This window comes from Streptomyces sp. NPDC051320 (assembly GCF_040682175.1).
Lineage (GTDB): Bacteria > Actinomycetota > Actinomycetes > Streptomycetales > Streptomycetaceae > Streptomyces.
Genome location: NZ_JBFBAL010000004.1, coordinates 308021 through 331282, shown reverse-complemented (window position 1 = coordinate 331282; position 23262 = coordinate 308021). Strand labels below are relative to the sequence as shown.

The window sequence follows — 23262 nt, the reverse complement described above, 5'->3', positions numbered from 1 at the left end:
AGGGTGACGTCCCTGATGGCTGCCTTGCTCTTGCCGTCGTGGCGAGTAGGGTGATCTTCGTTGTGCGCCGGACCTGGCGGCTTCCCGTGCTTCCGCGGCCCTCCGCGGGCGGTCCCCACCGAGTGGGGGGCCTTGACGAACGGCACGGAGCGCGCAATTCTCAGGACGCGTCGTCACTTCGATCCGTATCCGAGGCATGGATCGGCGACGAAGAGGGAAGCTTTGCCGCAGGTGTTGAGAAGAAGAATGAGGGTCCCAAAAAACCCGCTCTGGACATCAGTGAGCCTTCTGGCTACACTGTCCCTTTGCGCTGCCTGTTAGCTGCCTCCTGCCCGTCACCAGGGGCATGCCCTCGCTTCAAGCATCGAGACCGACATCCCCGACCCGGGACGCCTGTCTCTCTGCCGGCTTGGGACCGGTACGCGCGTAGTGAGTCCGAGCCCTCGGAAGGACCCCCTCTTGGCCGCCTCGCGCAACGCCTCGACCTCCAATACGAACAACGCCGCCAGCACCGCCCCGCTGCGCATCTCCTTTGCAAAAATCAGGGAGCCCCTCGAGGTTCCGAACCTCCTTGCGCTGCAGACCGAGAGCTTTGACTGGCTGCTCGGGAACCCCGCTTGGAAGGGTCGCGTCGAGGCCGCTCTCGAGAGTGGACAGGACGTCCCCACCAAGTCCGGTCTGGAAGAGATCTTCGAAGAGATCTCGCCGATCGAGGACTTCTCCGGGTCGATGTCGCTGACGTTCCGCGATCACCGTTTCGAGCCCCCGAAGAACTCGATCGACGAGTGCAAGGACCGCGACTTCACGTACGCGGCGCCGCTCTTCGTCACCGCCGAGTTCACCAACAACGAGACCGGCGAGATCAAGTCCCAGACGGTCTTCATGGGCGACTTCCCGCTCATGACGAACAAGGGCACCTTCGTCATCAACGGCACCGAGCGTGTCGTGGTGTCCCAGCTGGTGCGCTCGCCGGGTGTCTACTTCGACTCCTCCATCGACAAGACGTCCGACAAGGACATCTTCTCCGCCAAGATCATCCCGTCCCGGGGTGCCTGGCTGGAGATGGAGATCGACAAGCGCGACATGGTCGGTGTCCGCATCGACCGCAAGCGCAAGCAGTCCGTCACCGTCCTCCTGAAGGCTCTCGGCTGGACCACCGAGCAGATCCTCGAGGAGTTCGGCGAGTACGAGTCGATGCGCGCCACCCTGGAGAAGGACCACACCCAGGGCCAGGACGACGCACTGCTCGACATCTACCGCAAGCTGCGCCCGGGCGAGCCGCCCACGCGCGAAGCCGCTCAGACGCTGCTCGAGAACCTCTACTTCAACCCGAAGCGTTACGACCTCGCCAAGGTCGGCCGCTACAAGGTGAACAAGAAGCTCGGCGCGGAAGAGCCGCTCGACGCCGGTGTGCTGACCAGCGACGACATCATCGCGACGATCAAGTACCTGGTCAAGCTGCACGCCGGGGAGACCGAGACGGTCGGCGAGTCCGGTCGCTCGATCATGGTCGAGACCGATGACATCGACCACTTCGGCAACCGTCGTATCCGTAACGTCGGCGAGCTGATCCAGAACCAGGTCCGTACGGGTCTCGCCCGTATGGAGCGTGTCGTGCGCGAGCGCATGACCACCCAGGACGTCGAGGCGATCACGCCGCAGACCCTGATCAACATCCGGCCGGTCGTCGCCTCCATCAAGGAGTTCTTCGGCACCAGCCAGCTGTCCCAGTTCATGGACCAGAACAACCCGCTGTCGGGTCTGACGCACAAGCGTCGTCTCAACGCTCTCGGCCCCGGTGGTCTCTCCCGTGAGCGGGCCGGCTTCGAGGTCCGTGACGTGCACCCGTCGCACTACGGCCGCATGTGCCCGATCGAGACGCCGGAAGGCCCGAACATCGGTCTGATCGGCTCGCTGGCCTCCTACGGCCGGGTCAATGCGTTCGGCTTCATCGAGACGCCGTACCGCAAGGTCGTCGAGGGCCAGGTCACCGACGACGTCGACTACCTGACCGCTGACGAGGAAGACCGCTTCGTCATCGCCCAGGCCAACGCCACGCTCAACGAGGACATGCGCTTCCAGGAGCCGCGCGTCCTGGTCCGCCGTCGTGGCGGAGAGGTCGACTACATCCCCGGCGACGACGTCGACTACATGGATGTCTCGCCGCGCCAGATGGTGTCGGTCGCGACCGCCATGATCCCGTTCCTCGAGCACGACGACGCCAACCGTGCCCTCATGGGCGCGAACATGATGCGTCAGGCCGTGCCGCTGATCCAGTCCGAGGCGCCGCTGGTCGGCACCGGCATGGAGTACCGCTGCGCGGTCGACGCCGGTGACGTGCTCAAGGCGGAGAAGGACGGTGTGGTCCAGGAGGTATCCGCGGACTACGTCACCATCGCCAACGACGACGGCACGTACTCGACGTACCGCATCGCCAAGTTCTCCCGCTCGAACCAGGGCACCTCGGTCAACCAGAAGGTCGTCGTCAACGAGGGCGACCGGGTCATCGAGAGCCAGGTCCTCGCCGACGGTCCCGCCACCGAGGACGGCGAGATGGCGCTGGGCAAGAACCTGCTCGTCGCGTTCATGCCGTGGGAGGGTCACAACTACGAGGACGCGATCATCCTGTCGCAGCGCCTCGTGCAGGACGACGTCCTCTCCTCGATCCACATCGAGGAGCACGAGGTCGACGCCCGTGACACCAAGCTCGGCCCCGAGGAGATCACCCGGGACATCCCGAACGTCTCCGAGGAGGTCCTCGCCGACCTCGACGAGCGCGGCATCATCCGTATCGGTGCCGATGTCGTCGCCGGCGACGTGCTGGTCGGCAAGGTCACGCCCAAGGGTGAGACCGAGCTGACCCCGGAGGAGCGTCTGCTCCGTGCGATCTTCGGCGAGAAGGCGCGCGAAGTGCGCGACACCTCGCTGAAGGTGCCGCACGGCGAGATCGGCAAGGTCATCGGCGTCCGCGTCTTCGACCGCGAAGAGGGCGACGAGCTGCCGCCGGGCGTGAACCAGCTGGTGCGCGTCTACGTGGCGCAGAAGCGCAAGATCACCGATGGTGACAAGCTCGCCGGCCGGCACGGCAACAAGGGCGTCATCTCGAAGATCCTGCCGATCGAGGACATGCCGTTCCTGGAGGACGGCACCCCGGTCGACATCATCCTCAACCCGCTGGGTGTCCCGTCCCGAATGAACCCGGGACAGGTCCTGGAGATCCACCTCGGCTGGCTCGCCAGCCAGGGCTGGAAGGTCGAGGGCAACGAGGAGTGGATGGAGCGCCTCAAGTCCATCGGCGCCGACGATGTCGCCCCCGGTACCAACGTCGCGACCCCGGTCTTCGACGGTGCCCGCGAGGACGAGATCTCCGGTCTCTTCGAGTCCACCATCCCCAACCGCGACGGTGACCGCATGGTCCTCCCGTCCGGCAAGGCGCGGATGTTCGACGGCCGCTCCGGTGAGCCGTTCCCGGACCCGATCTCGGTCGGGTACATGTACATCCTCAAGCTCCACCACCTGGTCGACGACAAGCTGCACGCGCGGTCGACCGGTCCGTACTCGATGATCACCCAGCAGCCGCTGGGTGGTAAGGCCCAGTTCGGTGGGCAGCGATTCGGTGAGATGGAGGTGTGGGCGCTGGAGGCGTACGGCGCCGCTTACGCACTCCAGGAGCTGTTGACCATCAAGTCCGACGACGTGACCGGCCGCGTGAAGGTGTACGAGGCCATCGTCAAGGGCGAGAACATCCCCGAGCCGGGCATTCCCGAGTCCTTCAAGGTGCTCATCAAGGAAATGCAGTCGCTCTGCCTCAACGTGGAGGTGCTGTCCTCGGACGGCATGTCCATCGAGATGCGCGACACGGACGAGGACGTCTTCCGTGCAGCGGAAGAGCTCGGTATCGACCTGTCCCGGCGCGAGCCGAGCAGCGTCGAAGAGGTCTGACGGGTTGGCCGGCCGGATCGCCTGATCCGGCCGGCTCTCCCCGGACCCGTTCAGACCATTGCTGAAGTGCCCATTCCCTCGCTGGCGCGAGGAGGGGCTCGAACCCCCGAAAGAGGGATTGACGACAAGTGCTCGACGTCAACTTCTTCGACGAGCTGCGGATTGGCCTCGCCACCGCGGACGACATCCGGACCTGGTCCCACGGCGAAGTGAAGAAGCCGGAGACCATCAACTACCGCACGCTCAAGCCCGAGAAGGACGGACTCTTCTGCGAGAAGATCTTCGGTCCGACCCGGGACTGGGAGTGCTACTGCGGCAAGTACAAGCGTGTCCGCTTCAAGGGCATCATCTGCGAGCGCTGCGGCGTCGAGGTCACTCGCGCCAAGGTGCGTCGTGAGCGGATGGGCCACATCGAACTGGCCGCGCCCGTCACCCACATCTGGTACTTCAAGGGCGTCCCGTCCCGTCTGGGCTACCTGCTCGACCTGGCGCCGAAGGACCTCGAGAAGGTCATCTACTTCGCCGCGTACATGATCACCTTCGTGGACGAGGAGCGCCGGACGCGCGACCTGCCGTCGCTGGAGGCGCACGTCTCCGTCGAGCGTCAGCAGGTCGAGAACCGCCGTGACTCGGACCTCGAGGCCCGCGCCAAGAAGCTCGAGACCGACCTGGCCGAGCTGGAGGCCGAGGGCGCCAAGGCCGACGTGCGCCGCAAGGTGCGCGAAGGCGCCGAGCGTGAGATGAAGCAGCTGCGCGACCGTGCGCAGCGCGAGATCGACCGTCTCGACGAGGTGTGGAGCCGCTTCAAGAACCTCAAGGTCCAGGACCTGGAGGGCGACGAGCTGCTCTACCGCGAGCTGCGTGACCGCTTCGGCACGTACTTCGACGGCTGCATGGGTGCCGCTGCCCTGCAGAAGCGCCTGGAGTCCTTCGACCTCGACGAGGAGGCCGAGCGCCTCCGCGAGATCATCCGTACCGGCAAGGGCCAGAAGAAGACCCGTGCGCTCAAGCGCCTGAAGGTCGTCTCGGCGTTCCTGCAGACGGCCAACAAGCCCAAGGGCATGGTGCTCGACTGCGTGCCGGTCATCCCGCCGGACCTGCGTCCGATGGTGCAGCTGGACGGTGGCCGCTTCGCGACCTCCGACCTGAACGACCTGTACCGCCGGGTGATCAACCGCAACAACCGCCTCAAGCGTCTCCTTGACCTCGGTGCCCCCGAGATCATCGTGAACAACGAGAAGCGGATGCTGCAGGAGGCCGTCGACGCGCTGTTCGACAACGGCCGCCGCGGTCGCCCGGTCACCGGACCCGGTAACCGTCCGCTGAAGTCCCTGAGCGACATGCTCAAGGGCAAGCAGGGCCGTTTCCGTCAGAACCTGCTCGGCAAGCGTGTGGACTACTCCGCGCGTTCCGTGATCGTCGTCGGACCGCAGCTCAAGCTGCACCAGTGCGGTCTGCCGAAGGCCATGGCGCTGGAGCTCTTCAAGCCGTTCGTGATGAAGCGCCTGGTCGACCTGAACCACGCGCAGAACATCAAGTCGGCCAAGCGCATGGTCGAGCGTGGCCGCACCGTGGTGTACGACGTCCTCGAAGAGGTCATCGCCGAGCACCCGGTGCTGCTGAACCGTGCGCCCACCCTGCACCGTCTGGGCATCCAGGCCTTCGAGCCGCAGCTGGTCGAGGGCAAGGCCATCCAGATCCACCCGCTCGTCTGCACCGCGTTCAACGCGGACTTCGACGGTGACCAGATGGCCGTGCACCTGCCTCTGTCGGCAGAGGCGCAGGCCGAGGCCCGCATCCTGATGCTGTCCTCGAACAACATCCTGAAGCCGGCCGACGGCCGTCCCGTCACCATGCCGACCCAGGACATGGTGCTCGGGCTGTTCTTCCTCACGACCGACGAGGCGGAGCGCAAGGTCATCGGCGAGGGCCGGAGCTTCGGTTCCGCGGCCGAGGCGATCATGGCCTTCGACAACCGCGAGCTGTCGCTGCAGGCGAAGGTCGACATCCGCTTCCCGGTGGGCACCATCCCGCCGCGTGGCTGGGTGCCGCCGGTCGCCGAGCCGGGCGAGCCCGAGTACCAGCCGGGGGACACCTTCCGGCTGCGTACGACGCTGGGCCGCGCGCTCTTCAACGAGCTGCTGCCCGAGGACTACCCGTTCGTCGACTACTCGGTGGGCAAGAAGCAGCTCTCCGAGATCGTCAACGACCTGGCCGAGCGCTACCCCAAGGTCATCGTGGCGGCGACGCTCGACAACCTGAAGGCGGCCGGCTTCCACTGGGCGACCCGTTCCGGCGTGACCGTGGCCGTTTCGGACATCGTCGTCCCGGAGGCCAAGAAGGCCATCGTCCAGGGCTACGAGGCCCAGGACGAGAAGGTCCAGAAGCAGTACGAGCGCGGTCTGATCACCAAGGACGAGCGCACGCAGGAGCTCATCGCGATCTGGACCAAGGCGACCAACGAGGTTGCCGAGGCGATGAACGCGAACTTCCCCAAGACGAACCCCATCTTCATGATGGTTGACTCGGGTGCCCGAGGAAACATGATGCAGATGCGTCAGATCGCCGGTATGCGTGGTCTGGTGTCGAACGCCAAGAACGAGACGATCCCGCGTCCCATCAAGGCGTCGTTCCGTGAGGGTCTGTCCGTCCTGGAGTACTTCATCTCCACCCACGGTGCCCGTAAGGGCCTCGCGGACACCGCCCTGCGTACCGCCGACTCGGGGTACCTGACCCGTCGTCTGGTGGACGTCTCGCAGGACGTGATCATCCGCGAGGAGGACTGCGGCACCGAGCGTGGTCTGAAGCTGAGGATCGCGGTCAAGGGCGAGGACGGTGTGCTCCGCAAGACGGAGGACGTCGAGACCTCGGTCTACGCCCGGATGCTCGCCGAGGACGTCGTCATCGACGGCAAGGTCATCGCGCCGGCCAACGTCGACCTGGGCGATGTCCTGATCGACGCGCTGGTAGGCGCCGGTGTCGAGGAGGTCAAGACCCGCTCGGTGCTGACCTGTGAGTCCGCGGTCGGCACCTGTGCCTTCTGCTACGGACGTTCGCTGGCCACCGGCAAGCTGGTCGACATCGGTGAGGCGGTCGGCATCATCGCCGCCCAGTCCATCGGTGAGCCCGGTACCCAGCTGACGATGCGTACCTTCCACACCGGTGGTGTGGCCGGTGACGACATCACGCAGGGTCTGCCGCGTGTCGTCGAGCTCTTCGAAGCGCGTACGCCCAAGGGTGTCGCGCCGATCTCCGAGGCAGCGGGCACCGTCCGCATCGAGGAGACCGAGAAGACCAAGAAGCTCGTCGTCACTCCGGACGACGGCAGCGAGGAGACGCCGTTCCCGATCTCCAAGCGCGCCCGTCTGCTGGTGGGCGAGGGCGACAGGGTCGAGGTGGGCCAGAAGCTCACCGTGGGTGCCACCAACCCGCACGACGTGCTGCGCATCCTCGGCCAGCGTGCGGTCCAGGTGCACCTGGTCGGCGAAGTCCAGAAGGTCTACAACTCGCAGGGCGTGTCGATCCACGACAAGCACATCGAGATCATCATCCGGCAGATGCTGCGCCGGGTGACGATCATCGAGTCCGGCGACGCGGAGCTGCTGCCGGGCGAGCTCGTCGAGCGCTCGAAGTTCGAGACCGAGAACCGTCGTGTGGTCACGGAAGGCGGCCACCCGGCCTCCGGCCGTCCGCAGCTGATGGGTATCACCAAGGCCTCGCTGGCCACCGAGTCGTGGCTGTCGGCGGCGTCCTTCCAGGAGACCACCAGGGTTCTGACCGACGCGGCGATCAACGCCAAGTCGGACTCCCTGATCGGCCTCAAGGAGAACGTCATCATCGGTAAGCTCATCCCGGCCGGTACGGGTCTCTCCCGTTACCGCAACATCCGGGTGGAGCCCACCGAGGAGGCCAAGGCCGCGATGTACTCGGCCGTCGGCTACGACGACATCGACTACTCGCCGTTCGGCACCGGCTCCGGCCAGGCCGTCCCGCTGGAGGACTACGACTACGGTCCGTACAACCAGTAGAAGCGCGTAGCAGGTCCACTGGGCGGTCACCCCTCGCGGGTGGCCGCCCAGTGGCGTACGATGGCGTGTTTTCGGGGGCGGCGGGTCATCGCGGCGGTATCTGTTTTGACCGGAGCCGATGCGATAGGTACGCTCTGACCTTGTGCCTGGGGTGTGCCCTGGTTCCCGTGCGTGTCTTCAACCGCACGGCGGGTCGTAAGCAGCCACCGCAATCTGTGACCTCTCCGTCATCTCGGCGGGAGTCCGCAGTATTCGACACACCCGACCGCGTGGGTCGGAGATGTTCCAGGTTAGTTTCACTACACGGCACACAGAAACCGGAGAAGTAGTGCCTACGATCCAGCAGCTGGTCCGCAAGGGCCGGCAGGACAAGGTCGAGAAGAACAAGACCCCCGCGCTCGAGGGTTCGCCCCAGCGTCGTGGCGTCTGCACCCGCGTCTTCACGACCACCCCGAAGAAGCCCAACTCGGCGCTCCGCAAGGTCGCGCGTGTGCGCCTGACCTCGGGCATCGAGGTCACGGCCTACATCCCGGGTGAGGGACACAACCTGCAGGAGCACTCCATCGTGCTCGTGCGTGGTGGCCGTGTGAAGGACCTGCCCGGTGTTCGCTACAAGATCATCCGCGGTTCGCTCGACACCCAGGGTGTCAAGAACCGCAAGCAGGCCCGCAGCCGCTACGGCGCCAAGAAGGAGAAGTAAGAATGCCTCGTAAGGGCCCTGCCCCGAAGCGCCCGGTCATCATCGACCCGGTCTACGGTTCTCCTCTTGTCACCTCGCTGATCAACAAGATCCTGCTCAACGGCAAGCGTTCCACTGCCGAGCGGATCGTGTACGGCGCCATGGAAGGCCTCCGCGAGAAGACCGGCGCTGACCCGGTCATCACGCTGAAGCGCGCTCTCGAGAACGTCAAGCCGTCCCTCGAGGTCAAGTCCCGCCGTGTCGGTGGCGCCACCTACCAGGTGCCGATCGAGGTCAAGCCCGGCCGCGCCGCCACCCTCTCGCTGCGCTGGATCGTGGGTTACTCCCGCGCCCGTCGTGAGAAGACCATGACCGAGCGCCTCATGAACGAGCTGCTCGACGCCTCCAACGGTCTTGGCGCTGCTGTCAAGAAGCGCGAGGACACCCACAAGATGGCCGAGTCCAACAAGGCCTTCGCGCACTACCGCTGGTAGTCGCTACCCACCTCGAGACCGAGAGAAGATTGAGCCTTATGGCCACCACTTCGCTTGACCTGGCCAAGGTCCGCAATATTGGGATCATGGCCCACATCGACGCGGGCAAGACGACCACCACTGAGCGGATCCTCTTCTACACCGGTGTGAGCTACAAGATCGGTGAAGTCCACGACGGCGCTGCCACGATGGACTGGATGGAGCAGGAGCAGGAGCGCGGCATCACGATCACGTCCGCCGCGACGACCTGCCACTGGCCGCTCAACGATGTCGATCACACGATCAACATCATCGACACCCCGGGTCACGTCGACTTCACCGTCGAGGTGGAGCGTTCGCTCCGCGTCCTCGACGGCGCTGTCACCGTGTTCGACGGTGTGGCGGGCGTCGAGCCGCAGTCCGAGACCGTCTGGCGTCAGGCGGACCGCTACGGCGTGCCGCGCATCTGCTTCGTCAACAAGCTGGACCGTACCGGCGCCGAGTTCCACCGCTGCGTCGACATGATCGTCGACCGCCTCGGTGCGGTGCCGCTGGTCATGCAGCTCCCGATCGGTGCCGAGGCCGACTTCAAGGGCGTCGTCGACCTCGTGACGATGAAGGCCTTTGTCTGGTCCGCCGAGGCAACCAAGGGCGAGATGTACGACATCGTCGACATCCCGGACACCCACATCGAGGCTGCCGACGAGTGGCGCGGCAAGCTGCTCGAAGCCGTCTCGGAGAACGACGACGAGATGATGGAGCTGTACCTCGAGGGCCAGGAGCCCACCGAGGAGCAGCTGCACGCGGCGATCCGCCGTATCACCCTTGCTTCCAAGGGCACCGCGGACTCCGTCACCGTCACTCCCGTCTTCTGCGGTACCGCGTTCAAGAACAAGGGCGTCCAGCCCCTGCTCGACGCGGTCGTCCGCTACCTGCCCTCCCCCCTGGACGTCGAGGCCATCGAGGGCCACGACGTCAAGGACCCGGAGACCGTCGTCAAGCGCCAGCCGTCCGACGAGGAGCCTTTCTCCGGTCTTGCGTTCAAGATCGCGAGCGACCCGCACCTCGGCAAGCTCACCTTCGTCCGGATTTATTCGGGCCGCCTCGAGGCCGGCACCGCGGTGCTGAACTCGGTCAAGGGCAAGAAGGAGCGCATCGGCAAGATCTACCGCATGCACGCGAACAAGCGTGAGGAGATCGCGTCGGTGGGCGCCGGCGACATCATCGCCGTGATGGGCCTGAAACAGACCACCACCGGTGAGACGCTGTGCGACGAGAAGAACCCGGTGATCCTGGAGTCCATGGACTTCCCGGCGCCGGTCATCGAGGTCGCGATCGAGCCCAAGTCCAAGGGTGACCAGGAGAAGCTGGGTGTCGCCATCCAGCGGCTCTCGGAGGAGGACCCCTCCTTCCAGGTGCACACCAACGAGGAGACCGGCCAGACCGTCATCGGCGGTATGGGTGAGCTTCACCTCGAGGTGCTCGTCGACCGCATGAAGCGCGAGTTCCGCGTCGAGGCGAACGTCGGCAAGCCGCAGGTCGCCTACCGCGAGACGATCCGCAAGACCGTCGACCGCATCGACTACACGCACAAGAAGCAGACTGGTGGTACCGGCCAGTTCGCGAAGGTGCAGATCGCGATGGAGCCCATCGAGGGCGGCGACGCGTCGTACGAGTTCGTGAACAAGGTCACCGGTGGCCGCATCCCCCGTGAGTACATCCCCTCGGTGGACGCGGGTGCTCAGGAAGCCATGAAGTTCGGCATCCTGGCCGGTTACGAGATGGTGGGTGTCCGCATCACCCTTCTCGACGGTGGCTACCACGAGGTGGACTCCTCGGAGCTCGCCTTCAAGATCGCCGGTTCGCAGGCCTTCAAGGAGGGTGCCCGCAAGGCGTCCCCCGTGCTCCTCGAGCCGATGATGGCCGTCGAGGTCACCACGCCCGAGGACTACATGGGCGATGTCATCGGTGACCTCAACTCCCGCCGTGGCCAGATTCAGGCCATGGAGGAGCGCAGCGGCGCTCGCGTCGTGAAGGGCCTCGTGCCACTCTCGGAGATGTTCGGCTATGTCGGAGACCTCCGCAGCAAGACCTCGGGTCGCGCAAGCTACTCGATGCAGTTCGACTCCTACGCCGAGGTTCCGCGGAACGTCGCCGAGGAGATCATCGCGAAGGCCAAGGGCGAGTAACTCTTCGGGGTTCACGCTTTAGGCTTATTACCGGAGCTACCGGGGCATTCAGTGCAGAATGGATTGAATGCCCCGGGGCCCGGCATCCCAGCAAAGATCACCTGGCGCCGATGAAGCAAGGCGTACAGAACCACTCCACAGGAGGACCCAGTGGCGAAGGCGAAGTTCGAGCGGACTAAGCCGCACGTCAACATCGGCACCATCGGTCACATCGACCACGGTAAGACGACCCTCACGGCCGCCATTACCAAGGTGCTGCATGACGCGTACCCGGACCTGAACGAGGCCTCGGCCTTCGACCAGATCGACAAGGCTCCTGAGGAGCGCCAGCGCGGTATCACGATCTCGATCGCGCACGTCGAGTACCAGACGGAGTCGCGTCACTACGCGCACGTCGACTGCCCCGGTCACGCGGACTACATCAAGAACATGATCACGGGTGCCGCGCAGATGGACGGCGCCATCCTCGTGGTCGCCGCCACCGACGGCCCGATGCCGCAGACCAAGGAGCACGTGCTCCTGGCCCGCCAGGTCGGCGTTCCCTACATCGTTGTCGCGCTGAACAAGGCCGACATGGTGGACGACGAGGAGATCCTGGAGCTCGTCGAGCTCGAGGTCCGTGAGCTCCTCTCCGAGTACGAGTTCCCGGGCGACGACGTTCCGGTCGTCAAGGTCTCGGCGCTCAAGGCGCTCGAGGGCGACAAGGAGTGGGGTGAGTCCGTCCTCAACCTGATGAAGGCTGTCGACGAGTCCATCCCGCAGCCCGAGCGTGACGTCGAGAAGCCGTTCCTGATGCCGATCGAGGACGTCTTCACGATCACCGGTCGTGGCACCGTCGTCACCGGTCGTATCGAGCGTGGTGTCCTCAAGGTCAACGAGACCGTTGACATCGTGGGCATCAAGCAGGAGAAGACCACCACCACGGTCACCGGCATCGAGATGTTCCGCAAGCTGCTCGATGAGGGCCAGGCCGGTGAGAACGTCGGTCTGCTGCTTCGTGGCATCAAGCGCGAGGACGTCGAGCGCGGCCAGGTCATCATCAAGCCCGGTTCGGTCACGCCGCACACCGAGTTCGAGGCCCAGGCCTACATCCTGTCGAAGGACGAGGGTGGCCGTCACACCCCCTTCTTCAACAACTACCGCCCGCAGTTCTACTTCCGTACCACGGACGTAACGGGCGTGGTGACCCTTCCCGAGGGCACCGAGATGGTCATGCCGGGCGACAACACCCTCATGAACGTCTCGCTGATCCAGCCCGTCGCGATGGAAGAGGGCCTGAAGTTCGCCATCCGTGAGGGTGGCCGGACCGTGGGCGCCGGCCAGGTCACCAAGATCCTCAAGTAAGTACATCCGTACTTGACGATCTGACCTGACAGCTCAGCGCATCGCACGAAGCGCGGAGCACCCAGCGCAGAGCATGAAGAGGGCCCCCGGCCCGCCGTTCGCGGCGGACCGGGGGCCCTCTGCGTGGTGCTCCGCGCTCACACGGCCCGCACCGGCCGCCACATCCACGGCAGTGCGTCCGGCCCGAGGCCGGCGACGGTCGGCTCATGGTCCCGGCCGCTCGCGACGTGCAGCGCGGTGCCCTGGAGCGGGACCACCCCGGTGCTCCGGACGGTCACCCGTCCGTTCAGCAGCAGCCGGACCCGCCCGCGGTCGTCCTTGCCCGGCAGCACCGGAGTCGTGGGCCGGACACCGGGGTGCGTACCGCCGAGATGCACCGCGTTGGTCCGGGCCGACGCGGGCCGCGGGTAGTACACGTCGATACCGCCGTCCCGGGCGGCGACCGCGGTGGGCGAGTCGCCGGGCAGCGGCAGCCCCGGTTCCGGGTGCAGCGAGAGCCGGCCGCCGGGAACGCTCTGCGCCCAGTGGTGCACGGTGTCGCGCCCGGCGGCGAAGACATGCACGAGCCCGGCCGTGTCCACGGCCGCGGAGAGACCGTCCTGTATCTGCTCGCCGCCCAGGTCGCGCCAGCCGCCCCAGCGTCCGGTGGTGTCGCGCACCCGGGTGCTGATGCCCTGGGCCGCGTTGCGTACGAAGAGGTGGACCTGCCCGTCCGGGGCGGTCACGGCGACCGGCACCCCGATCCGGCGGCCCCTGTCCGGCTCGGTCTCCGGATTCCCCAGGCCGGTCCAGGTGCTGAACTTCCCCCCGGGCGTGCTCTGTTGCAGCAGTGCGATCTCCCGGGTGTTGGACGCGCCGTGTCCGGCGAGCGAGTCGAACCGCAGCGCGAACAGCAGTTGGGTGCCGTCGGCGAGTGCCGCCCCGCCCAGGGTGGGTGCCAGCGGTCCGCCGCCCAGGTCGTCCGGCGGGCCCCACTGGCCGCTGCCGGGCGTCGTCTCCCGCCAGCGCACCGCGCGCAGTCCGAGCACTCCGTAGCCGACCAGCCGCCCGTCGGACTCGGCGGTCAGGAGGGGTCGCGGCCCGGGATAGCGGTAGTGGGTCGAGCGGACCCAGCCCTTCTTGTTGGTCAGGGGACGGCCCACGCCCACGTTGTAGTCGCCGCAGCCGCCCGGATTTCCGCACTCCCAGTCGGCGCCGCCGCCGTACGGGAGCAGATGCGATGCCTTCTCCAGGAGCACCTTGCGCGACAGGTTCTTCGGCCAGTGCCGGTTGTAGTAACCCCGGTAGGCCGTGGTGACGAAGGCCGGTATGTCGCCGCCCCCGGCGGTGGCTTCGGCGACCCAGCGGATCAGCGCGGCCCAGCTGAAGGAGGCGGTGGCGGTATGGTCGGCGTGGTCGGAGTAGCCGACCTGTTCGCTGTCCTTGCGACGGACCGCGGTCGGGCTGTGCTGGATGTCGGGGTCCGGATCCATGGTGTGCACGACGGTCGGCCGGTACCGGGTCAGCAGGCCGGTGAGCACGTCCACCAGGGCGTCGTAGGTGTACGTTCCCGACGTCTCCAGCGGGGAGCCCTCGGCGACCACGGTCCGCAGGTTCAGACCCCGGTAGGTCCAGAGCGACGGGAGGCCGAGATGTCCTCCGCGGGCGGTGTGCATGGCGAGGTTGAGGAATATCAGCTCGACCCGTCGGCCACTACTGACCAGCGTGTTCATCTCGGCCCGGTGGCCGCCGCGCAGTTCGGTGACGCCCTTGTTCCACGGTGTGAAGGCGGGCAGACCGAGCAGTGTGGCGTAGGCCTGGCGCAGTCCCTGGTGGCGGGCCGACGAGTAGGCGGGTTTGTCGGGGCGGGGATGCGGGTGGCCGGCGATCACATTGATGCCGGTCGCCTCGCCCCCCGTGACGTACACGCAGACCAGCGGGGTACCGGAGTCCAGCATTCGCTGGGTGTCCGGGTTCATGAAGTAGAGGTCGTCGTCGGGGTGCGCCAGTATCTGCATCAGCTGTTCGTGCCGGTCGATGGATATCGCCTTGCCCGGCAGGGGATCTGCCGCTTGGGTGCCCCGGCGCGGGGTTTCGGGGACCGAACAGGCGGACAGTGCCAGAGAAGCGGCGCCCGTGCCGAAACCCGCCAGCAGAAGCCGTCGGGTCAGGCCGGATCCAGGTGGCGTGCGCAAGGTGGTGCTCCGTCCGATCCCCCCGCACGGGCCGTCCCGTGCGCTGTTCGATCTGCTTGACGGGGAACTTCGGGGGCCGGTTGCTTGCAGCCGGTGGGTGGTGTGCCGTGTTACGTCACACCTTCACCACACACCTGCCAGGTCTCATCACCCCTCTGTTACCACAGTGTTTGTCAGGGCAGCGTCACCCGCATGAGCCGCCCCACCGACGGCGTGCCCGCGCCGTCCACCACGACCAGCTGACAGTCACCGGGCCGTGCGGTGGCCGCGTTGCCCAGGGCCTTCGATGTGATGCGCCGCCCGTCGTCCGCTCGGTCTCAGCCGGAGAACGGCAGCCAGACGTACCGCTGACCGAGCCGAGCCGGATGACACACCCATTTGCGCGCTGAAGGGGGAAGGTTCGCCGCACGGTGAACGAGTAAACGAGTGAACGAGCCTGCTCCCCGATCCGTATCTCAACAGCTGGACGGATCAACGGAGGGCTGCTCGCCGAGCACGCCCGGCAGAGGGCAGACTGGGGCGGCCGACCGCCCGCAGTGCCGCACAACCGGGCAGCCGACGCACGCGCCGGACAGAAAGGGACACCCCTGTGACACTGCCCACCTCGACTTCGCCGACCACTTCTTCGTCGACGGCCTCGAAGTCCTCGCCCGACAGGCTCGCTTCGCTGCGCGCCGAGATCGAGCACCGCAACCCTGCCCAGCCCGAGTTCCACCAGGCCGTCCACGAAGTACTCGAGAGCCTGGCGCCGGTGCTGGCCGCCCGCGAGGACTACGCGCAGGCCGCGATCGTCGAGCGGCTCCTCGAGCCGGAGCGGCAGGTTCTCTTCCGGGTGCCGTGGCAGGACGACCGGGGGAAGGTGCACGTCAACCGCGGCTTCCGGGTGGAGTTCAACAGCGCGCTGGGCCCCTACAAGGGCGGCCTGCGCTTCCACCCCAGCGTCAATCTGGGCATCGTGAAGTTCCTCGGTTTCGAGCAGATCTTCAAGAACGCGCTGACCGGTCTCGGCATCGGCGGGGGCAAGGGCGGCAGTGACTTCGACCCGCACGGCCGCTCCGACTCCGAGGTCATGCGCTTCTGCCAGTCCTTCATGACCGAGCTGCAGCGCCACATCGGCGAGCACACCGACGTACCGGCCGGCGACATCGGCGTCGGTGGCCGGGAGATCGGCTACCTGTTCGGCCAGTACCGCCGCATCACCAACCGCTGGGAGGGCGTCCTCACCGGCAAGGGCCGCTCGTGGGGCGGCTCCGCGATCCGTCCCGAGGCGACCGGCTACGGCAACGTCTACTTCGCCGCCGAGATGCTGCACCGGCGCGGCGAGGACCTGCAGGGCCAGACCGCCGTCGTGTCTGGTTCCGGCAACGTCGCCATCTACACCATCGAGAAGCTCAAGGCCCTCGGCGCGAACCCGTTGACCTGCTCGGACTCCGGCGGTTACGTGGTGGACGACAAGGGCATCGACGTCGACCTGCTCAAGCAGATCAAGGAGGTCGAGCGCGGCCGGGTCAGCGAGTACGCGACGCGGCGCGGCGGCTCGGCCCGTTACGTCGCCGGCGGCAGCGTCTGGGACGTACCCGCCGACATCGCGCTCCCGTCGGCCACCCAGAACGAACTCGGCGCCGACGCCGCCACCACCCTGATCCGCAACGGCGTCAAGGCGGTCTCCGAGGGCGCCAACATGCCGACCACCCCCGAGGCCGTCGACCTGCTGACCGCGGCGGGAGTCGCCTTCGGCCCCGGCAAGGCCGCCAACGCGGGGGGCGTCGCGGTCAGCGCGCTGGAGATGTCGCAGAACGCGGCCCGCGACACCTGGACGCCCGCCCGCGTCGAGGAGGAACTCCTGCGCATCATGCGCGACATCCACCACACCTGCTACGAGACCGCCGAACGCTACGGCGCCCCCGGTGACTACGTGGCCGGCGCCAACATCGCCGGCTTCGAGCGGGTCGCGGACGCGATGCTGGCGCAGGGCGTCATCTGACGCAGGCCCGGCGCCCGGTCGATCCGGGCGCCGGGACATGTCCGCGACCCTGTGCGGACCCGATGCCTTCACGCCCCAGAACGTCATGCCGGTGTGGCAGTCGGCGCGGGTCTCCGCAGCTCCGGATCCGTTTGGTGCAGCCCCACTGCCGGGCTGACCGTGGACGTGTGTCTTATGCGGCAGTGCGATCCCGAACGCGTCCCCGTCGGTGCCCGTCGCCCCGCCGAGGGTGGACTGCGCGTACGCGGTGGCGGACTCCAGGGTGCCGGGTTTGACCCTCCGACTGCGGCTCCCTGCCACCGGCTCCGGCGCCTTTAGTACTGGAATTCTGGTGACCGTGTCCCGGCGTCGGTCGAGTTGTCCCGGCCCCCGGGGGCTTGTTGCCGTTTGCGGTTACTGATGAGGGCTGTGCGGTGTATTGGGTCACTGAGGAGGATGATCCGGACCGTTGGAAAGTGGCCAGTCGTACCAGGCGCTGGGAAGCGGAGTACTGCGATGGTGGATTCGCGGATTTTCTGCAAACCGCTGTGTGGGTCACGATCGAGCACGAAGCCATCCCGGAGTACGGACATGAGGCCCCGCTGGCTTTCCGACCGGACGATGGCTCCTGGCTGGGGGGTGGCGTCACTCGGTTGGAAGCATGTGGATACTTCGAGTCCTGAGCAGGTCCAGGGGCCGACCACGGGCTTGCCCTGCTTCTCCTGATAGCGCGCGTGTCGGCGGCAGGCCTTCCTGGCAGGCCGGCCTGCGTTGCAGCGCCCTCTGCCACTACAGAACGGTTGCAAATGCCCACCGCTCGCTTAGTCCGCGAGTGGGAACCTGTTTCGCATATTCCGGAGCATTTCTCGATGGTCGCTGATCCAAGTTACAGGTGCCGCAATGGGGACCGTGACAGAGATGTGCGAAGCCGTGACGTCATGAACGCTCACTTCAGTGCACTCGCTCTCGCTCGCTTCAGCCGGGGTAATAATGATGCGTGGAGAACGGCCACTCTCCAGCCAGGTGGCTCTGTGGCCTGATTCGATGAGGTCCAGTGTCTGGCTCCAGTTGTCAATATCGTAGCTGCTGAGGTAAAGCTCACACTTCCCGTTCACGAATGCGCTGGTGATGGCGATCTCCGCGTGCAGAGCGTCGAACTGTTCGCCGTCACCGAAGTGTTCGCCGCGAAAGATTCGCAGAGTGACACTCTGTTCCTCGTCGGACAGCGCGATCAGTTCACTCTCGCGTCGCTCATCCATCGTCGTTGTTCTCCTCCGCTTCGTGGTTCGAGTTGGCACGTGAATGGTGCCATGTCATTTGCGGAGTGCTCCTTCCCCGGCGGGTCCACTCGGCGCTGAGCCGACGCATCCAGGCTGCTTCAAGCTCTCGGAACGCCGAACCGCGACGGCTGGGCTCTCCGACGCCGTTGCCGATTCGTGGCGCTGGATGGTGTGACCGCACGTGCCGATCGACCTGACGGGCGTTCAGCCCGCTGGACGTTCGCTCCCGGCTCTGACGGTTGCGACCACCGGGAGGATCGTGGTGGTCTTCGTACTGCAGGGTCCTGGCCGGTTGTCACCCGTAACGGCTGGGGCACGGGGATGCAACGAGGGGAGTCGGCGTGAGTGACCAAGTGGCGGACATCGAACGGATCAAGGAGTGCGCACGGTCACTGAAGCGCATCCATGACACCTTCGAGAAGCGGAGCGACCCCTCCCAGGGGTACGGCGTGGGGGAGCTCGGTTCGCAGCAACTGCTCGACGCTTTTGATGACTTCGGCAGCAACTGGAAGATCCACCGCAAGAAACTCACCGAAGAGCTGCAGACTCTGTACGGGACCACGAAGACGGCAGCCGAGTCCTACGAGAAGATAGATCACGAACTCGCCGAGGCGCTTCGGGACCAGGACAAGAAGTCCTCGAAGCCCGCTGGGAAGCCGGCAGCGAAGTGACCGCGACGCGCCCCGCAGGGCATCGTTGGGAAGTGCTGGGCGAAGGGTCGGACCCAGTGCCCGGAGACCCCGAGGAAGTGGCAGGGCTCGGCCGGCAGTTGCGGAAGACCGCCGATGCCATCGACAAGGAAGCGCGTGAGATCAAAGCTCTTGCCTCTGTCGAGAACTGGCAGGGCAAAGCCGCAACGAAGTTCCGTGACTCGGCCGAGGGCGCCGGTGACAAGCTGCGCAAGGCGTTCAAACGGTACGACGTGGCTTCCCGGGCGCTGGGGACCAAGGTGGTCGACGGGGTGTGCAGCAAGGAATACGCCTCGGAGCTGCACCGGGCCCAGCAGATGGCCGACAAGGCTCTGACTGACGCCGAGAGTGCCCAGGGCGACATTGATTCGGCGCAGCGTTCGATCGACGGACAGCCGGACAACACACCGGACGACGATCCGGACAGCCGCAAGTTCAAGCACCACAAGGAGCAGGCGTCAAACGCGCTGTCGAGTGCGAGAGACGCGCTGGATACCGCCAAGGGGGTACGGGACGCGGCGGCGAAGGCAGCTGCGGACGCAATACGCGACGTCATCGAGCACGACGAACTCAAGGACGGCTGGACCGACAAGTTCAAGAACTGGGTTCACGAGAACGCGGGCTGGCTCAAGTGGATTTCCAAATGGGCGGGCAGGATCGCCTTGTGGGCCGGTGTGGCCGCCCTTGCCCTTGGCTGGATCCCGGTCATCGGTCAGGCCATCGCTGTCGTCGCCAACGCGATCGCCCTGGCGGCGAGCGTCGTGGCGCTGGCCACCGACCTCGTCCTGGCGCTGGGCGGCGAGGGAAGCTGGAAGTCGGTGATCCTCGACGCGGTGGGCGTCGCGACCTTCGGTATCGGACGCGCAGCCATGTCGGGAGCCAGGGGAGTGGCCGCCGGAAGCAAGGCGCTGGCCCGCAGCAGTCTCTTCAAGGAGGCGGTATCTTCGGGCGTGAAGACCAGCAAAGCCTGGAATCTGGCCAATCGTGGCACTCAGGGAACTCTGCGCGGCGCGTCCGCCGCGAAGGCCCTGGCGGCGGCCAGGCCGAAGGGATGGCTTCCCAGCTGGAGCAACGTCAAGGAAGGCTTCAGTCCCGTCGCGATGTACCGGGACACGGTCGACGGGTTCAAGTCGGTCAAGAATCCCTTCTCCGGCAAGGTCTGGCGCGACGGCATCAGCGACATGGTGCCGCCTCAGTCGATCAGCACGCTGGATCCCGATCTGGCTCGGGCCGCCGCAGACCTAAAGGGCATCTCTCCAGCCGCACTGAAAATGCCCGCTGTCGCCTCATCCGTGAGCAACTTCACCGGCCAGTCCAGTGTCTGGCTCGGAACCACCGCCACCGGAGTCGCTGCCGGAGCGGAGGGGGCGTATAACGCCGTGACATCTCTCTATGACAACGTCACTGGTTGACACTCACCTGACCCAGGAAACCCCCATGAATGCTGGCCCGGCCCGGACCACAACTGCGCCGGATGAACCCGCTCTCAGGCCCGTAGCGCAGCGAGGCCCCGGTCTTGAGCTGTGCCACCGGGCTCGGCTCTTCGCGGATGGCGGCGAATTGGTCCTGCGCGCGCGCTCCGGGGAGCACCGGTTCCCGGTCGGGGTCGCGGACGGGATCGCCCGTGCGGTCTTTATCGACGCGGTCGGGCCGGACTTGGAGCGCATGGGGCCGCCAGTGCGCGGCTCCTGGGGCGAGATCCAGTTCCAGAACGATGGTGGCGGGCTGATCGGCCGCCTCGATCTGGACGACTGGCTGCCCGAGGCGGGCGAGCTGCCGAAGGGCCTGGTCGCCGGTGAGCAGCTGCTGACCCGTACTGGGATGTCCGCGCTGCTGGCCGCCGCGGGGATTCCGTTGCACACCGTACGGGACCGGAGCGACCACCTGGTGGCGAGTACCACGTCCTTCCGCCCGGGCATCTCGATGGGGCCCGGCAACCCTTTTCCGTACTGGTATTGGGGCGTGCGCCTGACCGCCGGCGCGGTCTGGTTCGTTGCCCTCACCGTCATCATCTTCTCTGGCACCCGTGCGCCCTGGCTGATCCTGGTGTCTGCGGTCGCGGCCGTGCTCGCCCCGGTGGCCCGGCTGGTACTGCGTGTTTGGACCTGCGTACGGATGCGCCGGTACGTGCCCGGAGCGCGCGCCAGGATCGTCCCCCATCCTTCGGCCGGAACGGGTGCGACGGTCCGGTTCTGCCGGGACACCGAACTGCGCGTCCAGGACCGGGATCTCGTGCTCCGCGATCTTTCGGGGCAGGAACTCTGGCTGCCGCGCGGCGGACCCCACGGAGTGGCGTCCCTGGTCCGGGTGCTCGACCACACCGGCGGCGCCCTGGGCGTCGAGTTGCGCGGACCCGACGGGCAGGTCCGCGCGGTGCTGCCCTGGGAGCTGTGGTTCGGCGGGCCCGGGGGCAGCGGTGGCTGGTCGGAGCTCCAGCGGACATCGGGGCTCCGCGTGGCCGACCACCAGCTGAGTCATCGAGGCCGATGGCCCAAGAAGGCCGCCGCCGGGCTGGGTACCCTCCCGGCATCGGCTGGCGAGGCGCGTCGGGTGTCCCGTTTCCCCGCCACGATCGCCGGTGGCTCCTCCACCGCTGTTATGGGCCTCGGCTCGATGTTCTCGCTGAGCTTCGGGGTGGTGCTCGGGGGTACACACGCGAGCGCGGCGACTACCACAATACTGCTCGGGGCCATCGGCGCGTTCCTGCAGGCCGCGCCCTATGTGGTGCATCAGCTGAGCAGCCGCCTGCGGCTCGACCGCCCCATTTCGGGAAAGGAGAACGCGTCATGACCGACCCGGCCGGGGAACCGGAGCCCGCCGCCCCTGCCGACTATCGGCTGCTGCTCCCCGACGGATGGTTCCGGATCCTGCTGGAACCCGTGGAGCGAGAGCGGTCGGCGACCGCGCTCGTGGAGAGACAGTTCCAGGGGGTCGATAACGCCCCGCATCTCAAGGCGGAACTACTGAAGGACTTGCTGCGCAGGGGTGCCAAGGCCTACCGCAGCGGCGGCATCGAGCTCTATCTGAGCCTTCAGCCGGTGGGGCCCTTCACGATTCCGGCTTCCCTCCTGGTGACGCTCGCCCCGCTGGAGCACCCGGAACCGCTACCGCTCGATGTGCTGGCCGGGACCCTCGTCGGTGGTGCTCCGGCGGGCCAGGAAGTGAGCATCGAGGATCTGTCGTCGGGCCCCGCCGTGCGGGTGCGCAAGCAGACCGAACAGCCCGGCGACGACGCCGACGGCCGTACTCACTACTCCACCTCCGTGGAATACCACCTTCCCGTACCGCATACGACGGCGTTCCTGCTGCTGACGTTCTCGACCCCACTGGAGCCGCTGGCCGACGCGATGGCCGGGCTCTTCGACGCCGTCGCCGATTCATTGTGCTGGATGGAGTGACCGTACATGCCGATCGACCTGACAAATCTCGGTCTGGAGTGCTCGGACGACTGGGTACCGCTTCCCGCCACCGACGACATGGACCTCGACTACTGGGCAAGCCACGAGGCCCAGAACATCACCGAGCGCTATGAGCGGGAAGGCCGGCCCCCAGCTGACACCGCACGGCTGGCGCGGAGCCTCAGGCGCGTTGCCGCCGACAGCCGTACCCGGACACCGGTGTGCGCCTTCGGCTGGTACCTCAGCGGTCAATACGACGTTATCGCCATCCTGGAGATCGACGCGATCTATCCCGACGACACCGTCCCGGTGCTGACCCTGGAGTGGCTGGCCGAGAACATAAGTGCCGGCGATTTCGGCGAGCCGGATGTCCGGTACGTCGAGCTGCCTCTCGGTGACGCCGTCCGTATCCGGGAGAACATGGCAGGCGACCGAAAGTGGCGCTTCGGTTCCCGGCCGGTGATCCGGGCCCTCACCTACGGCGTACGCCCGCGGGACTCCGACGGCTTGCTCACCCTGCGTGTTTCGTGGACCGAATCGGTGGTCGACGAGCCACTGGAGCAGATCGTCGACAACATCGCCGGAACGCTGTCGCTGTGAAGGGCCCTCAGGGGCCGGGTGTCCCGGCGCGGAGCCCGAGCCCGGCCCCGGAACGGCGCCCGCCTCACGGGCGAAGTGGGCGCGGGCGGCCGCCGGGTTGTTGTACGAGATGGGTGCGGATGCCCGTCCGCCCGTCCGGGAGGCGCACCCGCACCCGCTCGATGTACCCTTCCGCTTCCAGCTCGTCCAGCGCGACGGCGATCTCGTCCGGCCCTTCGGTGAACGTCCGCCCCAGCGGGTCGGCGTCCGCCGGAGAGCCCTCTGGCAGCGACTGGATGTGCGCCGCCAGTCCGATCGCGCAGAGTGACAGCGTGGGATGCTGGAGGAGATGGTCACTGATTTTTGAAGAAGCCGTCCGGCGGGGACCCGTGGTGCGGAAATTCGGTCACCTTGGTCACTCCATAAGGGGTCGACGAACTTCGCTTCCGGCGGGCCTGCCGGTGCCGTCGACCGAACCTGTCACGTCAACCGGCCACCTCACCGGCGAAGTTGGCCGACTTCAC

At 66.7% G+C, this 23262-nt stretch carries 14 protein-coding genes; 12 read left to right on the top strand and 2 right to left on the bottom strand.

Features of this window, described 5'->3' with window-relative positions; translation table 11 throughout:
- The first annotated feature begins 459 nt into the window (after positions 1-459).
- The 6 genes from rpoB (at position 460) to tuf (ending at position 12655) form a co-directional block, all read left to right on the top strand.
- A complete protein-coding gene (gene rpoB, locus AB0M87_RS11865) occupies positions 460-3942 on the top strand; it encodes a DNA-directed RNA polymerase subunit beta (RefSeq protein WP_365851790.1) in 3483 nt (1160 codons plus the stop codon).
- Between the two features lie 128 nt (positions 3943-4070).
- Entirely contained in the window at positions 4071-7970 is a 3900-nt protein-coding gene (locus tag AB0M87_RS11860) for a DNA-directed RNA polymerase subunit beta' (protein ID WP_365851788.1), read from the top strand.
- Positions 7971-8298: 328 nt separating this feature from the next.
- Complete coding sequence (gene rpsL, locus AB0M87_RS11855) at positions 8299-8670, top strand: 30S ribosomal protein S12 (protein WP_003948652.1); 372 nt, start codon at positions 8299-8301, stop codon at positions 8668-8670.
- Positions 8671-8672: 2 nt separating this feature from the next.
- Positions 8673-9143, top strand: a complete 471-nt coding sequence (gene rpsG / locus AB0M87_RS11850; RefSeq protein WP_365851787.1) for a 30S ribosomal protein S7 — start codon at positions 8673-8675, stop codon at positions 9141-9143.
- A gap of 38 nt (positions 9144-9181) precedes the next feature.
- Positions 9182-11311 carry an elongation factor G gene (fusA, locus tag AB0M87_RS11845; protein ID WP_365851786.1) on the top strand — a complete coding sequence of 710 codons (2130 nt, stop codon included), beginning with the start codon at positions 9182-9184 and terminating at the stop codon, positions 11309-11311.
- Positions 11312-11461: 150 nt separating this feature from the next.
- Positions 11462-12655 (top strand): elongation factor Tu, encoded by a 1194-nt coding sequence (tuf, locus tag AB0M87_RS11840; RefSeq protein WP_365851785.1) that lies wholly within the window; start codon positions 11462-11464, stop codon positions 12653-12655.
- Positions 12656-12792: 137 nt separating this feature from the next.
- Here tuf and AB0M87_RS11835 read toward each other — a convergent pair whose 3' ends face one another.
- Entirely contained in the window at positions 12793-14790 is a 1998-nt protein-coding gene (locus AB0M87_RS11835) for a PIG-L family deacetylase (RefSeq protein WP_365851957.1), read from the bottom strand.
- 706 nt (positions 14791-15496) lie between these two features.
- Here AB0M87_RS11835 and gdhA point away from each other — a divergent pair.
- Positions 15497-16813 (top strand): NADP-specific glutamate dehydrogenase, encoded by a 1317-nt coding sequence (gene gdhA / locus AB0M87_RS11830; RefSeq protein WP_365851956.1) that lies wholly within the window; start codon positions 15497-15499, stop codon positions 16811-16813.
- Between the two features lie 800 nt (positions 16814-17613).
- On the opposite strand, the gene AB0M87_RS11825 is transcribed toward gdhA, so the two are convergent.
- Positions 17614-18051: a DUF5959 family protein gene (locus AB0M87_RS11825; protein ID WP_365851784.1), complete on the bottom strand. Its 438-nt coding sequence runs from the start codon at positions 18049-18051 to the stop codon at positions 17614-17616.
- Between the two features lie 362 nt (positions 18052-18413).
- Between AB0M87_RS11825 and AB0M87_RS11820 the strand changes: the two genes are divergently transcribed.
- The 5 genes from AB0M87_RS11820 to AB0M87_RS11800 are packed head-to-tail and all read left to right on the top strand — an operon-like array spanning position 18414 to position 22759.
- Positions 18414-18743, top strand: coding sequence for a hypothetical protein (locus AB0M87_RS11820; protein WP_365851783.1), 330 nt, complete (start codon positions 18414-18416; stop codon positions 18741-18743).
- A 56-nt stretch (positions 18744-18799) separates the two neighbouring features.
- Positions 18800-20173, top strand: coding sequence for a putative T7SS-secreted protein (locus AB0M87_RS11815; RefSeq protein WP_365851782.1), 1374 nt, complete (start codon positions 18800-18802; stop codon positions 20171-20173).
- 25 nt (positions 20174-20198) lie between these two features.
- Positions 20199-21551 carry a hypothetical protein gene (locus AB0M87_RS11810; RefSeq protein WP_365851781.1) on the top strand — a complete coding sequence of 451 codons (1353 nt, stop codon included), beginning with the start codon at positions 20199-20201 and terminating at the stop codon, positions 21549-21551.
- Positions 21548-22159 carry a hypothetical protein gene (locus AB0M87_RS11805; protein ID WP_365851780.1) on the top strand — a complete coding sequence of 204 codons (612 nt, stop codon included), beginning with the start codon at positions 21548-21550 and terminating at the stop codon, positions 22157-22159. Before AB0M87_RS11810 ends, AB0M87_RS11805 begins: the two co-directional genes overlap by 4 nt.
- Before the next feature lie 6 nt (positions 22160-22165).
- Entirely contained in the window at positions 22166-22759 is a 594-nt protein-coding gene (locus AB0M87_RS11800; protein WP_365851779.1) for a hypothetical protein, read from the top strand.
- Positions 22760-23262 lie beyond the last annotated feature (503 nt).